Origin of the sequence: Adhaeribacter arboris (assembly GCF_003023845.1) — a bacterium.
GTDB lineage: Bacteria > Bacteroidota > Bacteroidia > Cytophagales > Hymenobacteraceae > Adhaeribacter > Adhaeribacter arboris.
On sequence record NZ_PYFT01000001.1, the window covers coordinates 718,112 to 731,301 of the forward strand.

Below are 13,190 nucleotides of genomic sequence, written 5' to 3' on the forward strand. Positions count from 1 at the left end.
TTTATATTTACTAAAAAGCCTCGCATATTTTATGCGAGGCTTTTTACTTTTTATTCATCTGGTTTTATTAAAAACTTCAACAAAAATAGTATAATAAACCAGATTATGATAATTAACTGACTACCATAAAATTATTAGTCGAACAACGAACAACTACTTATTTTTTCTTACCAATCGTTATTCCGGTTTGAAGAGTTATAATTATCGTTTCTGTTGTATCGACGGGGGTTATCTTCCTGATGGCCCCGGTTTTCATTGAAATCATTGTTCCAACGGTGCTGGCTGTTCATATTGCCTCTTTCCTGATACAAACGCTCCTCGTCTTCACCGGTAAAGCGGTCCCAGGCCTGGCTTATTTTGTTACCCATCCGGTCAAAGAAACCTTCGTCTTGGTGCTCGTTATTCCGGCGATTTTGGTACAGGTCATCGTTAAAGCCGCGGCCTTGGTTCATGTTATTGCGGTTACCGTAATCAGAGGAATACCGGTTTGGTTGATTATAATCGCTATAGCGCTGCTGGTTGTATTGGTTTTGGTTCCGGAATGACTGCGACGAACGGTTATTGTCGTTGTTATTGTCGTTATCGGTCCAGCGATTCCAGGTTTCATTTATCTGATCGCCGGCCCGTTCAAAAAAGTTGCGATCGTTGTGGTGCCGGTTCTGCGAATTTTGCCAACTGTTATTATCGTTTTGCTGATTAAACCGGTTATCGTTCCGGTACGGCGTATGCTGGTTGCCGTAGTTGTAATTTTGGCTTTGGCCATATTGGCGGTTATTGCCTTGACTGTTTTGCCAGTTTTGATCGTGTTGCGACCAGTTATCGTTTTGCTGGTTATTTTGGCGATTGAATGGTTGATAAGCCGAGTACTGGTTTGGTCCGGAATTAGAGCGGTGATCGGCAGTGCCCTCGTTAGAGCCGGGCCACATACTGGCCTGATTCGTGCCAAATTCGTTGCGGGTAGAATTATCGCGTCTCGGATTTTCGTTTCCGGTCCGGAAACTATTAAAAGATGTCGGATCAGAATCTTCGTAATTTCTCATAATTGACATTTTTTAGTTTATCGTTTATACTTACTATAACCGGAGTTACTCCGGTTGGTGTTCTTTTTACGATAGGCAAATTAGAAATGTTCAAATAGCGGAAAGTGCTTAATTATAGCAATATCTAAAGAAAAGGGTATTGCTTTTTATATTTAACAAAGAATTAAGGTGGTACAGAAACTTAATTAGCAAGATTTATGCTTTTCTTTAAAAGATTCAAAAAGTTGATAATCTTGATTACTTTTTTGTAAAGCCCGGTGGTTAAACTAAAATACCAATAGCAGTTTAACAAGAAGGTAGTAATACTAATATATAGCAGTTTAAGTAGTTAACGTGCCTGCTTTGCAGATATAATCCTAAATCGTAGTCTTATTCTTAATTGAACTTTCTTAAATATAAAAATTATTAAAAACTATATGATCCAGAAACATTTACTTAATTCGGTTTTAGCGGTAGTGCTTTTCTTTTTCCTGGCAAGTTGTGAGGAACTGTTCGATACTTCTGATACCAAGCCAGATGGTTCCGCCCCAGCCGTTAGACTGGAAGCCCCCCAAAATAACAGTGTTTTTAGCTTAGGTAATAATGTACCCATTAAATCCGTTATCAGCGACAAAGACCGCATAAAAGAAATGGAAGTGCAAGTGGTATTGTTAGCGGATGGCAGCGCCAACCAAACAGTTTGGGGGTACAAGAAGAATCCGACAACTAACCCGGTTATTGTGGATACTACCATTAATACCGCTGTTTTAACGCCGGGTAACTATTTACTCCGCATGAATTTGGTTGATAACCGGACCAACAGCAAAGTGAAAGAAGTATTTTTCTCCGTAAAATAAGTAAAGTCCTTTATTTAACTTTTTACCTGTTTTTACCCGGGGCATCTGCAAAGATGCCCTTTTTTGTTGCTTCCGATAAGCAATAAACTCCGGCTTAAGTAATTGAAGAAAGATAGAGAAAGGGATAGAAGCAGATGAACGGAAACCTAATTGTAATTATAAAACTTTGTATATATTTACTTGTTAGTATTTACTAGTACATAAAATTTAACCTTACCTTAGAAATAAGGCCTGAAGCGTGAGTATGGATGATTTTACTCCGTATATAGTGCTGATAACCGGAACAACTCCGTATATCTGGGAGTTGGCAGCAATAAAATTAAAAATGAAAGAACTCTTAGAAAAGTATGCAAACGATAGTTTTGGAAACTTAGAAATACCTGAAACTGACGAAAAAAAGCAGCAGTTGGCTAGAGAAGTCTTCGGTAAGAATCTTGTAAGCGTACTTGACGGCTGGTTAGAAATCGCTTTTGATTTTGTTGACAATCCTGAACCTAAGGAGCCATTCCAAAGGGAAAATGAATTTAGTAGAAGAGACAAAGCTTTTAGAGAAAATTTTAAAAACCTGGACTCTCAGACAAAAGAAAAGATAAAAGAACTTATCTCAGATACAGCAACAGGAATACTTTTCAGTACTCTAGTATCCTTTGACCAATTCGACTATGGACAACTTAAAATAACCCTTTCACCAAAGACAATCGACAACCTTGATGAAGAATGGATTATTACAGATGAGGATATTGACTTACACGATGAGTTAGATGGATGGGTTGAAAATTATAGCAAACAAGTAAAAAATAAAGCAACCTAACAAGGTATAATCATCATCCTTCGGCCGATGGCCTCGCACGTTGTTTATACTAGACGTTGGCAGCAATTATTTAAAAACAATGAAACAATTTTTAACCTTATTTTTTTTATTCAGTTTACTAGTCTCTTGTAACCAAGAAGTAAAAAATAAGAAAATAAACAAAAAGGAAGCAGAAAAAAGAAATAAGGTACAAAGGCCTAATATTAGCTATAGTAATAAAATATCCACAGGGAAATGGTATTTTCTGCCTTATACAGATTCAACAATCATAAATAAATCCATCTTCAAATATTCTCAATCCTGTGCAAGCTTTGCCTACATGATTTCATATGATAGCAGCAATCCTGACAGTATCTTTTTTAAAGGTTATCATGAAGAGACAATGATGCCACTTATAAAAAGAAGCGATACTATTTTTTGGGCAGGAGACACCATACAGCATTGGGAAATTACTTTTAATAATGACTTTTCGTCTCTTCAATTTCAAGAGTATATGGATAAATCTTATGCTCACAAAGCAGACCCAAGGCTTTTTCAGTTCGCTAAATCTGTTAAGGAGATTCAAAATTTAGCCATTTACTTTAACAAGTTCATTTTGGCAGGTGCTTATAAAAATGAACAAAGTAAAGTGAGATTTACTGATAAGTTTGAAGTAGTTGGTATTGATAATGCAGCAACCTATGAATTAGTAATTGATTTTTGGGAAATGGTTCCACAAATGGATCTTATAAACTTATTTGACAAGAAAGGGGAATTATTAAAACAATTAAACTGGGAATATGATGGTGAGATTCTAAAACTTAGAAATGTAAGACAGATTTATGATAAGGATGGAGACCTTGATAGAGGTGTAGCAGAAGATATAATTTATGAACTCAAAAAAATAAAATAACTTCTGCCAACACCGTGTATACCAAAACCATGCTTCGCTATGATCTTGGCATGCACGAGGCCCGTTACTCATTTTTTGCATGGTGCCAACACGTCCTTGGCTTGGCGAAGGTAGCGATTTTACCATCCCAATAAATACGAAATAATTCTGTTTTTTTGTCCACAAAATTGTAAAACGAAGTACTAAACCGCCCCATTTGCCAAGCTATTGTTACTTGCCGGGTTTCTGTTTTTGTTTCTTATTATCGGTATTAAGGAAGCAACGAAATTCCGGTCAATACTGCTTTGCCATTTTTTAAAAACTCATAAGTCATGCGGTCGGCTTGGCAGTCGATAAATGTAAGATGCTTTAATGTCTTACATTTAAAGAAAGTATTGAGCAAAGTCGCATTTTTGAATGTTACTTTCGAAAAAGAACAATTATCAAAAGAACAATCTTCCAAAGTACCATCAAAAGTAATGTCAACCAGGGAGGAATCTTTAAATAAAGTAAATTTCCATACGGCATTAATAATAGTATTCTTTTGAAAATCTACCCGCAGAAACTCTGTTCCAGAGAAATTAGCCGTTGCAAAACTACAGTTATTGATTTCATTTTTTGTAAATTCAGCATCAATGAAAGAACAACCGATAAATGTGTTTTCAAACAAATAGGATGCCTGCAATTTGCTGTCTCTCATATCCGAACCCGAAAAATCACAATTTTCTATGTAATTACCTTTCAAAATAAGTCCGGCTAATTCTGAATTTAAAAACTTACAGTTCTTTAAATTAGAAGCGCTAAATTTTTCTTGAAGATTCTTTAAGCCTGAAAAGTCTGCATCAACCCAGTTTCCTTTTGACATATCCCAATTCCAACCAAATCTTTTCCGTTGCTTTAATGGTGTTATCTCATCCATTTGACTGTCTGTTGGTTTAGCCTCTGCCGGTAAGGGTACCATAGTCTTCACACTATCTGAAAAATAGTTTAGGTCAACGCCAAAAATTTCTGCCAGTCGGTTTAAAGTGGTAATATCCGGCATTGATTCGCCACGTTCCCATTTACCTACGGCTTGTGAACTGATGGCTACTTGTTGGGCAAGGTCGGCTTGTGAAAAATTAATTTTCTTTCTTGCTTGGGCAATTTTATTGCCAATAGATTTTGAGTTTAGCATATTATTTTTTGTTTTTTTGATGCGACAAAGCTATTCTGTTCAATAAGGATCATGCAAATAAAATCGCCTACTTATGGTTGTAAATACGCTACATTCCGTTGTTTTAGTACAACTATTGGTGGTTGGACGGAATTATAATGAAATTACCTTTTAAAACGCGAACAAATTTTGGTTTAACTTAAAAGTTAAGTCAGAAATTGTAGTCTTTTGTTCCGTTAGTATTTTGTGAGCTCCGTAAATTGAATGGTCGTTTAATTGTGCAGGTAACAAATTGGATAGGCAAAGCCCGAAGTGGAGCAAGAATTTATATATAATTGTACGTTGTGCTGCTTTTTATCTTTTTGCTCTTTTATTTTCTGGAACATTTATGACCCCAGCTCCATCCACTAACGATTTGTTATTTTCCAGTACTACTTTAACGACAACAGTAAATTCTGGCCAATCTCTGCCTTGCAGGGTCACGAATCCGTTTGAATCTTGGCTGGAAACTACAAAACCTTCATCCGGAAAATCTTGAGCATCAAAAATAGGATCGAAATCTAAACTCATTTCTGGATCCACTTTATTAGCTGAATCTAAAAGGTTTGAATACCTGGTCTTAAAATTATTTGTTAACATTGGGTTGCGATCTACCCAAGTAGTATCACTTGAAGGCGGGGATTTAGGAGTACAATAATCCGCATATTCATTCATAAATTTTAATGCTACCTTAACATCAGGAGCCACATTCAATTTTTTGATTCATTAGAAATAGCTGTTTTGTCGTTTGTCAGTAGGTTACATGAAGCCTCTAATATAATTAGCGTGAAAAGGTAAATGTATTTCATTTTATAAATCCTTAATGATTTTAGAATTGCATAACGTACTTGGCTAAGGCACGCTTTAGTGTGCTTTAGGTGTGGTTAGCAACAGTTCGTTTTAACCACCAATACTTATTATTACTATTTTCTTTTCATTCTTATCATAAAAAGCAAAGATGTCTTTATCACCCCTACCAACTCCTATAAAATCACCAGAATAGATATAGCATATAAATTTTAATTTTTCACCTAATTTATTTAGTGGCCAGTAATCTTTTTTAAAATACCTTGGCCTTTTACCTAAGTCTAAATCCTTTATAACAATACTGAAATCCAACAATCCATTTTTCAATTTCTCTTTTCTTTCAAAATACAACTTCCTATCCATTTCTAAATAGTCCATCCAATTTTCATTTGTATCAAAAAAAGTGAAGTCTCCAGTAAATTGTAATTTGTTATCTATTAGATTAAAGCTTATTAAATCAATATTATAATCACCAGTATAGCATCTAATAGAGTTATTACAATAGGGGTCGTTATTTAAATAAACAATATGAATCAATCCTGAAAGCCTTTTACTGACAATGGATAGGTCAATAGTAGCTAAAGGATAAAAGTGTTTTTTGTATAATTCAATATTATCGTAGAATACATCTTCATATTCAGGATAAAATTGAATACCATTCATTTATATAGAAATCCAAATTTTTGACGATAAATTTATTTCGATGAATTGTAGCTAACTTCCAGATAAACGGAGTCGTTCCGGTTATCGGCATTATATTTAACCAAGTTATTCCATATATCCTCCCTTACTGGAGGTATAAACAAAGTACAAAGTAATATAGCTGATTACGGCCTATACTTTTAAAGGGGCATTTTCCTATAGATAATTTTACAACGAAACCCCGCGTTTCCACGGAATAAAATCATCCTGGCCGAGTTGTACGGCTTTGGGAATGATTTCACCGCTGGCTACTTTAAGGCAGAATTCCAGGATTTCTTCGCCTTTGCTTTCTATGGTGGCTTCGCCGGTAATAATGTCGCCGGTATCCAGGTCAATAATGTCGGCCATACGTTGGGCCAGTTTGGTATTAGTAGATATTTTAACCACCGGGCAAACCGGGTTGCCGGTGGGCGTACCCAGGCCGGTAGTAAAAACAATTACGTTCGCGCCCGACCCCGCTTTACCGGTAGTAGCTTCTACATCGTTACCAGGCGTACAAACCAAACTTAAACCGGGTTTACGGACCGGTTCGGTATAATCAAGTACATCGACCACGGGCGCGGTTCCCCCTTTTTTGGCGGCTCCGGCGCTCTTAATGGCATCGGTAATTAACCCGTCTTTGATATTGCCCGGCGAAGGATTCGCGTCGAAACCAGAACCTACGGCCTGGGCCTGGGCGGAGTAGCCTTTCATGAGCCGGATAAATTTATTCGCGGTTTCGTCGTCTACGCTGCGGTCTACCAGTTCTTGTTCTACCCCGTTTAGTTCCGGAAATTCGGCGAGCAGCACCGAACCGCCTAAAGCCACTACTAAATCGGCCGCGTAACCCAAGGCCGGGTTAGCCGAAATTCCCGAGAAACCATCGGAACCGCCGCATTTAACGCCTAAAACCAATTTGCTGAGCGGCGCCGGCTGACGGATTTGTTTATTGGCTTCGATTAAACCTACGAACGTTTGTTTTATAGCATCGCCCAGTAATTGTTCTTCGCTTTGGCTGCTTTGCTGCTCAAAAAAGTAAACCGGCTTATCAAAATTCGGGTTACGTTCCCGGATGTGCTGCTGCATCTGGTCGAATTGTAAATGCTGGCAACCTAAACTCAAAATAGTAACCCCGGCCACGTTCGGATGATCCATGTACCCTACCAGTAACTTACTTAAAATCTCGGAATCCTGGCGCGTACCGCCGCAACCACCCTGGTGGGTTAAAAACTTAATCCCATCAATGTTTTCGAATACGCGTTTAGTTTCGAATTGCTCGGTGTATAATTTAAAATCAGTTTGCGCAATAACTTCGGCGGACTTACTTTGTTGATACAATTCTACCAGTTGGCGGGCTTGGGTTTGGTATTTCTGACTTTTGCCGTAGCCTAGTTCTTTCGTTAATGCGTCTTTAATAATATCGAGGTTACGGTTTTCGCAAAATACGGTAGGTACGAATAACCAATAATTGGCGGTGCCCACTTTGCCGTCGGAGCGGAGATACCCGTTAAAGGTGCGGTTTTGCCATTTGCTTACGTCGGGAGGCGTCCAGGTGTATTGCTTGGTGCGGCTGCTGTATTCCGAAGCCGCGTGTTTTAAGTTAGCCGTGGAAATAAGTCCGCCCCGGGGAATAGGCTGCATGGCTTTACCCACTAATACGCCGTACATGGTAACCAAGTCGCCGACCGCAAAATCCTTCGCGGCAAATTTATGTTTAGCGGCCACGTGGTCTTGCAGCAAATACGTTTCGTTTTCAAATATAATAGTTTCTCCCTTTTTTAAGTCGGTGAGGGCAACAATTACGTCATCTTGCGGGTGCACTTTTAAAACTTTGGCTTGCATATTTTAGTCCATGGTCGACAATAAATAGTCGATAGTTTACGTGAAATATTGTTTATAATTAATTGTTCTGTTTGGCGTAGAGATTTAAAACGAGAACTTTCTCGCTGATTACAAAACCGGAACACCTATAAAGAAATAGATTTAACGGCGGAAAGTCAAAAGAAATGCTTTGTTATTTACATGAGCCGCAACTGTCAGCTTGTTGTTTTTAAAAATAGATTCCCTGCCACTCGCATCATTGTTATAAGGTTAAGAAAATCAGCCATCATTAAGTTTCTATCTTCCTGCGGAAGCCATTAAAATCCATACCATATTATTTTTTATTTCCGGAATAAACCTTCATCTTCCGGGTTAGAAGACCAGAGTCAAGGAAAGCTTTTATAGATTTTGCTATCCGGGTAGGGTATAATTCGCTAGCTGCTTCCTCTTGTTTTGGTTACCTTTAGAACAGCCAGCGCTCTTTCACCAAGGCTTTGATAAATAAAATGTAATAATTGACTTATACTTTTCACGATCTATTATTTAAAAACTATGCAAAATAGAAGAAATTTTTTGAGAGCTTCCGGTGCCTTAATGTTAGGCGGACTGGGCGGTTTAATGCTACCGGGCTGTAATACCAAGGATGCCAAATCCACTTCTGAAACGGCCACTGCTGATAGTACGGCTACCGCCACCACTAACCAGACAACTGCTGCGGCCAATTTACCGGCGGCTGGTTTGCAATTGTACACGGTGCGCGATTTACTGGAAAAAGATTTAAAAGGAACTCTCCAGAAAATAGCGGATATCGGGTACAAAAACATGGAATCGGCGGCCGGTTCTAAAGGGCATTACTACGGCATGAAACCGAAAGAATTTGCCTCGATGCTGGATGGTATGGGCATGAAAATACGCAGCAACCACGTGCTTATTGGTGGCCAGACGAAGGAAGAGGCCCCCTTACCGCCTAGCGTACAAACCTTAAACAACGGGATGCAGCAACTCGTGGATATGGCCGCCGAAGCTGGCCAGAGTTATTTAACCTGTGCTTTCTTGTTTCCGAGCGAACGTAAAACCATTGACCAGTACAAAAAATACGCGGAGCTGTTTAACAAAACCGGAGAGGCTTGTAAAAAGGCGGGTTTGTCTTTTGCCTATCATAACCACGATTTCGAGTTTCAAAAAATAGATAACCAAGTGCCCTACGATATTCTTTTAAATGAAACCGATAAAGAGTTGGTTAAAATGGAATTGGATCTGTATTGGGCCACCAAATCCGGTAACGATCCGGTAGGTTTATTCGAAAAAAATCCCGGCCGTTTCCCGCTCTGGCACGTGAAAGACATGGACAAAACCGAAAAGAAATTTTTTACCGAAGTAGGTAATGGCTCCATCGATTTTAAACCCATCTTTGCTGCGGCTAAAACTTCCGGTATGGAATATTATTTTGTGGAGCAAGATGTTACACCCGGCAACCCCCTTGATAGCATTACCACCAGCTATAAAAATTTAGGCAAATTCGTAACGGTATAGTACGTCTGCTTACTTTACAACTACCCAACTGTTTGCTTGGCTAAAAAGCAGGCGGTTGGGTTTTTTCATGGAGCGATGATTGGCCGTGGTAATTTGTATCTGTATATAAACCAGAGCAGGTTCCATCCGGATTTTCCTTCTTGTTAGCATCCGGATTGCTTTAAATTTCCTTACTTGTAAATAATGACAATTTAGTAAAAACGACAGACAGTTGATTGATAAAACTAAATCTATAACTCCGAACCGTAAAGCATTACGCTTACGAAAGATGATAAGGCCAGTCCCATTTTTTGTTTTTTGATATAAAAGTTTTTATAACAATTATTGTTTTTTATCTTGGTTGGGTCATTATTTGTGGATTTAAGCAAAGTATTAACCACCCAAATTAAACGGGCTTTGCTTAAAGCTGTTATTTTGGCATTATAAACCTATTGCATGAAAAACCTTAATTTACTTCTTTTATATCTTCTGGTATGTTTAGTGGCGGGCTTGGCTCCGGTTTATGGTCAAGAAACAGAGGAGTTTGATGAATTACAATTCGATAAAATTTTAATTGCAAAAAGTGCCAGTAAATCGTTGAATGCAAAATTTAATATTGCCGGTAATTCGGCCAGTTTAGTGAAAGCCTTTGGCCCGCCTAAATCCAAAACCATTGAATTTGCCGAGATGGACCAGGTTAATTTTACCGTGTACCGGTACCCGGGCGCGGAAATATCGTTTTACCAGGATAAAGTGATTTACTTCCGAATAAAAGGGCCGGAGTTTAAAGTTATGGCACCTGCCAGCGAATCAAATAAATTCCTGATTCAGGTTGGCAATCCAATCAGCCAACTGAAAACTGTTTACCCAAAATCGTATAAAAGCCTGAACAGCGATGGCGTATTATTCTTTTTATTATACAACCAAAAGGCGGATAAAACTACCAAAAAATTAATTAAAACTAAGTTGGAGCCAGGTATTGGCGTTTTTACCACCGATGGCATAATAACGGATATTGTTTTAGAAGAATAATTTATTGCCAGATTACCATCCACTAAGTTATCAGCCATTTAACCGACTTGACTTACTAAGCCAGCTTACCAAAACGTTTTTCCAGCACTTGGTGGCGGTAAGCAAAAATCCCTTCTAATTGCTTTTTCACGAATAAAGCATGCGCCAGCGCGCCCAACGGACCGAACGGTAATTTGTAATGCACTTGGTCGCGCATTTCTACCCCCCGGGTATTTCTTTAAAGAAATGAGTGTGATGCCACAAGGCATAAGGGCCAAAGCGTTGTTCATCCACAAAATACACTTTTTCGGCTACGTGGGTTATTTCTGTCATCCAGAAAAGTTTTAGGCCAAATAAGGGCTTAACATAATAGGTAATAATCTGGCCCGGGTACATTTTAGCAGAATCGGAATTGTTTATTACTTCAAAACCCATGTAAGCCGGCGTAATTTCGGCAAGATTATCCGGCGAAGAAAAAAAATCCCAGGCAAGGTCTAAGCTAATGGGTAACTTTTGCGTTCGCTTTAAAACGTAGTGGCTCATGCCTTGAATGCGTTAAGTTGTTGTTAAATTTTTAGATCTGCTTACCTAACCACCAGAAGCAGGATAAGTTTTAAATTTTAGATGATAGGTCTTGGAAATTTGTTTTTTAAGCTGCTTTAATAACCTACTTACAGAAGGAAAATTCTAAAGTATTTTCTTATGGTATACATAATTTATAAATGTTCTTTCCTTTAAAATTCCTTTGGTAGAATAACCAGTATCGATTAAGTGGTTGCGAGTATTAATTTCAAGTTTTCCACGAGAAATGCCTTTTGTACCAAGAATAAGCTTTTCTATTTAGGTAAAAATTTTAGAGTTTGCGCCCCAAAAGGATAAATGAAATAGGTATTGCTAACTTTGATCAATAGAGTTAGCCCGACATTTTACCAGCCTGGAAGATTTTCGTGTCTTAGGCTGCTGGCAACATGCGGTAAGCGCCATTTTAGATCTGGTCCTGGGTGGAAGGCTCGGCAACTGAGATGATTGTGCTGAAAATAGCTATGGCCATGCCCATCTGGCTTTTCTACAAGAGGCGTTCGACTTAGTATTGGCCAAGGGCATAATACCCTGGAGCGGGTGGAGCCTCAACGGGACCGCCGCAACTAGCAGCTTGTTACCCTAGTGCCTGGCCGACTTGTCGCTGGCCGGTCGGCACATCCGCTGCAATGGCAATGAGTGGCAGGGGAGCGTACCGGCGGGCAAGAAGCCTGCTGGGGTACAAATGGTTAAGGTCTGAGGGGCGAATTTTTGGTTGCAGGAAATGTCGATGGAACAGAAGCGGAGTGAGCTTACCGCCATCCCCGCGTTACTAGATGGGGTGGCCCGTGTGGTCAGAGCCGGAGTCCGCCCGGAGCAAGGGCACTGAGAAGGGGCTGCCCTTTGGGCGAAGATGCCAGCCGGGAAAGAGAGGAGAGCGGGAGAGCGGGCCGGCAAACCGGCATCGGCTGGGCAAAATGGGCGCTCTATTTACTGAAAAAGGAGCAAGTTAAAATAAGGAGCCAATGAAATCGTAAAAAGCTAGCCGAAGCCCCAACTACCTGCTACAAATCCTCACACCGTAAACTTTGGGGCGGAAACCTTATATGATTGAACCTGATCAGTCATATTTGTAAAAGCAATACTACCGGTTTGTCGTTGAAGCCTTTTCAAGTCTCCAGAATAGGGTGCTATATTATTTGAATCGTACCCTGTCTGCTTCGTGGCCGGCAGGCTTCGTTTGGCTCTATTAGGCGCATTGGAACGTGCCGCGGCACGTTCTACCTATTTCACAATTCCCGTTTCTCACCACCGAAACCTTAGAAGGCCCTCTACCGCCAAACGGGTGTCCACTTTTCTTAGCTACTGTTCATCATCTAACAGAAACCCTCCCAATACGTCTTATTCCTTTTAAATTGGTATTATCATGTCATTACGATTGTCGCTAACAAGCCTCTGATTAACTGCACCAAGGTAGTAGGATAAACTCCTAACCAAATCAACAATAAAGCTAAAATCGCCATAGTTGCCCCGGTAGCAAAGGAGATTGCCGGATGGAGTACTTTGCGTTCTTTTTTCTGATTTGGCACGGTTTGCGCAAACATAGCGGCAATTACTTTAATGTAGTAATACAACCCGATTACGCTGTTGAGAACCAGCATGAAAACCAGCAACCAATGCTGCGTATTTACCCCGGAAGCCAGAATATAAAACTTGCCTACAAAGCCGGCGGTTAACGGAATGCCGGCCAATGATAAGAGCATAGCCGTAAAAATAGCGGCCGTGCCGGGCCGCCGCCAGAATAACCCGCGGAAATCGCGTAACCGGTCGGCATCGCGCTTGGTATCCGATAAAAGTGCCACTACCCCGAACGCACCTAAACTAGTAATAAAATAGGCTACCAGGTAAAAACTCACTGCTTCGATACCCAATTGATTTCCGGCCAGAAAAGCTACCAGAATATACCCCAAATGCGCAATAGAAGAATAAGCCAGCAAGCGCTTGATATTCCTCTGGCGTAAGGCCAGTAGGTTGCCCGCCAGCATCGAAGCAATGGCAATTACCGTAAAAATCAACATTAGGTTTTGGT

Annotated in this window: 14 protein-coding genes; 5 read left to right on the forward strand and 9 right to left on the reverse strand. The window is 39.7% G+C overall.

Annotated elements, in window-relative coordinates; translation table 11 throughout:
* Positions 1–167: 167 nt before the first annotated feature.
* Positions 168–1,040, reverse strand: a complete 873-nt coding sequence (locus AHMF7605_RS03055) for a hypothetical protein (RefSeq protein WP_106926330.1) — start codon at positions 1,038–1,040, stop codon at positions 168–170.
* A gap of 416 nt (positions 1,041–1,456) precedes the next feature.
* Between AHMF7605_RS03055 and AHMF7605_RS03060 the strand changes: the two genes are divergently transcribed.
* The 3 genes from AHMF7605_RS03060 (at position 1,457) to AHMF7605_RS03070 (ending at position 3,579) form a co-directional block, all read left to right on the forward strand.
* Positions 1,457–1,876, forward strand: a complete 420-nt coding sequence (locus AHMF7605_RS03060) for an Ig-like domain-containing protein (RefSeq protein ID WP_106926332.1) — start codon at positions 1,457–1,459, stop codon at positions 1,874–1,876.
* A gap of 244 nt (positions 1,877–2,120) precedes the next feature.
* Positions 2,121–2,687: a hypothetical protein gene (locus tag AHMF7605_RS03065; protein ID WP_106926334.1), complete on the forward strand. Its 567-nt coding sequence runs from the start codon at positions 2,121–2,123 to the stop codon at positions 2,685–2,687.
* 79 nt (positions 2,688–2,766) lie between these two features.
* A complete protein-coding gene (locus AHMF7605_RS03070) occupies positions 2,767–3,579 on the forward strand; it encodes a hypothetical protein (protein ID WP_106926336.1) in 813 nt (270 codons plus the stop codon).
* Positions 3,580–3,829: 250 nt separating this feature from the next.
* Here AHMF7605_RS03070 and AHMF7605_RS03075 read toward each other — a convergent pair whose 3' ends face one another.
* From AHMF7605_RS03075 to AHMF7605_RS03090, 4 genes are all read right to left on the reverse strand, one after another.
* Positions 3,830–4,732: a helix-turn-helix domain-containing protein gene (locus tag AHMF7605_RS03075; RefSeq protein WP_106926338.1), complete on the reverse strand. Its 903-nt coding sequence runs from the start codon at positions 4,730–4,732 to the stop codon at positions 3,830–3,832.
* 333 nt (positions 4,733–5,065) lie between these two features.
* A complete protein-coding gene (locus AHMF7605_RS03080) occupies positions 5,066–5,425 on the reverse strand; it encodes a hypothetical protein (RefSeq protein ID WP_106926340.1) in 360 nt (119 codons plus the stop codon).
* 225 nt (positions 5,426–5,650) lie between these two features.
* Entirely contained in the window at positions 5,651–6,220 is a 570-nt protein-coding gene (locus AHMF7605_RS03085) for a hypothetical protein (RefSeq protein WP_106926342.1), read from the reverse strand.
* 207 nt (positions 6,221–6,427) lie between these two features.
* Positions 6,428–8,080, reverse strand: coding sequence for a UxaA family hydrolase (locus AHMF7605_RS03090; RefSeq protein ID WP_106926344.1), 1,653 nt, complete (start codon positions 8,078–8,080; stop codon positions 6,428–6,430).
* A gap of 531 nt (positions 8,081–8,611) precedes the next feature.
* On the opposite strand from AHMF7605_RS03090, the gene AHMF7605_RS03095 reads away from it, so the two are divergent.
* Positions 8,612–9,592, forward strand: coding sequence for a sugar phosphate isomerase/epimerase family protein (locus AHMF7605_RS03095; protein ID WP_106926346.1), 981 nt, complete (start codon positions 8,612–8,614; stop codon positions 9,590–9,592).
* Between the two features lie 9 nt (positions 9,593–9,601).
* On the opposite strand, the gene AHMF7605_RS29610 is transcribed toward AHMF7605_RS03095, so the two are convergent.
* A complete protein-coding gene (locus AHMF7605_RS29610) occupies positions 9,602–9,742 on the reverse strand; it encodes a hypothetical protein (RefSeq protein ID WP_158267443.1) in 141 nt (46 codons plus the stop codon).
* Positions 9,743–10,027: 285 nt separating this feature from the next.
* Between AHMF7605_RS29610 and AHMF7605_RS03100 the strand changes: the two genes are divergently transcribed.
* Positions 10,028–10,603 (forward strand): hypothetical protein, encoded by a 576-nt coding sequence (locus AHMF7605_RS03100; RefSeq protein WP_106926348.1) that lies wholly within the window; start codon positions 10,028–10,030, stop codon positions 10,601–10,603.
* A 55-nt stretch (positions 10,604–10,658) separates the two neighbouring features.
* Here AHMF7605_RS03100 and AHMF7605_RS30895 read toward each other — a convergent pair whose 3' ends face one another.
* From AHMF7605_RS30895 to AHMF7605_RS30760, 3 genes are all read right to left on the reverse strand, one after another.
* Entirely contained in the window at positions 10,659–10,799 is a 141-nt protein-coding gene (locus AHMF7605_RS30895) for a hypothetical protein (RefSeq protein ID WP_317046490.1), read from the reverse strand.
* A gap of 2 nt (positions 10,800–10,801) precedes the next feature.
* Positions 10,802–11,125, reverse strand: a complete 324-nt coding sequence (locus tag AHMF7605_RS03105; RefSeq protein WP_317046491.1) for an SRPBCC family protein — start codon at positions 11,123–11,125, stop codon at positions 10,802–10,804.
* A gap of 1,400 nt (positions 11,126–12,525) precedes the next feature.
* Positions 12,526–13,179, reverse strand: coding sequence for an NADH-quinone oxidoreductase subunit N (locus AHMF7605_RS30760; protein ID WP_199200183.1), 654 nt, complete (start codon positions 13,177–13,179; stop codon positions 12,526–12,528).
* Between the last annotated feature and the right edge of the window lie 11 nt (positions 13,180–13,190).

Excerpts from the sequence above, each read along its gene's own strand:
- AHMF7605_RS03055 (WP_106926330.1), bottom strand. The coding sequence starts at position 1,040 with ATGAGAAATTACGAAGATTCTGATCCGACATCTTTTAATAGTTTCCGG.
- AHMF7605_RS03060 (WP_106926332.1), top strand. The coding sequence starts at position 1,457 with ATGATCCAGAAACATTTACTTAATTCGGTTTTAGCGGTAGTGCTTTTC.
- AHMF7605_RS03065 (WP_106926334.1), top strand. The coding sequence starts at position 2,121 with ATGGATGATTTTACTCCGTATATAGTGCTGATAACCGGAACAACTCCG.
- AHMF7605_RS03070 (WP_106926336.1), top strand. The coding sequence starts at position 2,767 with ATGAAACAATTTTTAACCTTATTTTTTTTATTCAGTTTACTAGTCTCT.
- AHMF7605_RS03075 (WP_106926338.1), bottom strand. The coding sequence starts at position 4,732 with ATGCTAAACTCAAAATCTATTGGCAATAAAATTGCCCAAGCAAGAAAG.
- AHMF7605_RS03080 (WP_106926340.1), bottom strand. The coding sequence starts at position 5,425 with ATGAATGAATATGCGGATTATTGTACTCCTAAATCCCCGCCTTCAAGT.
- AHMF7605_RS03085 (WP_106926342.1), bottom strand. The coding sequence starts at position 6,220 with ATGAATGGTATTCAATTTTATCCTGAATATGAAGATGTATTCTACGAT.
- AHMF7605_RS03090 (WP_106926344.1), bottom strand. The coding sequence starts at position 8,080 with ATGCAAGCCAAAGTTTTAAAAGTGCACCCGCAAGATGACGTAATTGTT.
- AHMF7605_RS03095 (WP_106926346.1), top strand. The coding sequence starts at position 8,612 with ATGCAAAATAGAAGAAATTTTTTGAGAGCTTCCGGTGCCTTAATGTTA.
- AHMF7605_RS29610 (WP_158267443.1), bottom strand. The coding sequence starts at position 9,742 with ATGCTAACAAGAAGGAAAATCCGGATGGAACCTGCTCTGGTTTATATA.
- AHMF7605_RS03100 (WP_106926348.1), top strand. The coding sequence starts at position 10,028 with ATGAAAAACCTTAATTTACTTCTTTTATATCTTCTGGTATGTTTAGTG.
- AHMF7605_RS30895 (WP_317046490.1), bottom strand. The coding sequence starts at position 10,799 with ATGCGCGACCAAGTGCATTACAAATTACCGTTCGGTCCGTTGGGCGCG.
- AHMF7605_RS03105 (WP_317046491.1), bottom strand. The coding sequence starts at position 11,125 with ATGAGCCACTACGTTTTAAAGCGAACGCAAAAGTTACCCATTAGCTTA.
- AHMF7605_RS30760 (WP_199200183.1), bottom strand. The coding sequence starts at position 13,179 with ATGTTGATTTTTACGGTAATTGCCATTGCTTCGATGCTGGCGGGCAAC.